Below are 1,364 nucleotides of genomic sequence, written 5' to 3' on the forward strand. Positions count from 1 at the left end.
GTGTTATGCGGCTCATTGAATGACTACGACATCCAGAAGCTACATGGCCTGCGTCGTGATGTCTTGCGCTTGCGTCGTTATGTGGCCCCGATGATCGAGATAGGAGAGGAATTGCAAAGGCTGAGCTTCCCGTTTATCGATAAAAACATGCGCCCATACTTCCGCGATGTGCAGATCCATGTAACGCGGCAAATGGAAGACCTGACGACCCTGGCGGATATTGCCAGCCAGACGATTGAGGTCGGGGTGCTGTTGGAGGCCTCTCGACAGAGTGTGGTGCAACGCAAGTTTGCGGCCTGGGCGGCGATTCTGGCCTTCCCGACGGCGGTGGCGGGTATTTATGGAATGAATTTCCAGAACATGCCGGAGTTGAGCTGGCAATTCGGGTATTTCGGAGTGCTGGGGTTTATTACGGTGGGTTGTTTGGGGTTGTGGGCGAGTTTCAAGAAGTCGGGGTGGCTTTAGATCCCAGGCGAGTGCTTCGCACTCGATCGCGAGCAAGCTCGCTCCCACAATGGATCTTCGGTGTTGCAGAGATCAATGTGGGAGCGAGCCTGCTCGCGATGCTTTTAGTTTCAATCAGCTGCTGGCTTGTGCGCCACAAACCGCATCATCCACTCGGCAACCGTGGCGCCGTGATGTTCCTGCGCAAGGCTCGCGATACCTTTGGAGTAGACCTGCTCACCCAGTGCCTGCTGGCGAATCTCCAACAGGGCACGGGAGTAGTCGTGGATGAATTCCGGATGCCCCTGGAAGCACAGCACCTGATCGTTGATGTGGTAGGCGGCATACGGGCAGAAATCGCTGGAAGCAATGACCGTGGCGTTCTCCGGCAGCGACGTGACCTGATCCTGGTGGCTGATCAGCAACGTCAATTCTTCGCGCACCGGACTCATCCATGGCGCCTTGGCGGCCATCTTGTACTTGTGCGTGCCGACACCCCAGCCTTGGGTTGCACGCTCGCTCTTGCCACCCAGCAGCAGTGCCARCAACTGATGACCGAAGCAGACACCCAGCAACTTGTCGCCGCGCTCGTAGCGGGTCAGCAGATATTTCTTGAGGGTTTCGATCCACGGGTCGGTGCCAAAGGAATCGGCCTTGCTGCCCGTCACCAGGTAGGCGTCGAATGTCAGGTCGTCGCTTGGGTATTCACCCTGCACCACGTTGTAGACCGTGAACTCGGCGGCAATCGGCTGCTGCGAAAACAGGTGTTTGAACATCTGCCCGTAGCCCTGATATTGGTCAACCAATTCCGGACGCAGGTGGTCGGTTTCCAGAATGCAGATGCGTAACGACATAAAAAATACCTGACACGTGATGGGAATAATGCACACCCCAGAGCCTGCCTTGAAACACCGTGACAA

General features: G+C 56.4%; 2 protein-coding genes. One reads left to right on the forward strand and one right to left on the reverse strand.

The window, feature by feature from the left end; all coding sequences use genetic code 11:
- Window positions 1-465: CorA family divalent cation transporter (locus tag ACXRVY_RS29350; RefSeq protein WP_458239003.1), on the forward strand; the 465-nt coding region annotated here is incomplete at its 5' end.
- 110 nt (window positions 466-575) lie between these two features.
- Here the strand turns inward: ACXRVY_RS29350 and ACXRVY_RS29355 are convergent.
- Window positions 576-1,298: an amidotransferase gene (locus ACXRVY_RS29355; RefSeq protein WP_223462208.1), complete on the reverse strand. Its 723-nt coding sequence runs from the start codon at window positions 1,296-1,298 to the stop codon at window positions 576-578.
- Window positions 1,299-1,364: the final 66 nt, after the last annotated feature.

This window comes from Pseudomonas sp. P5_A2_2, from assembly GCF_054177685.1.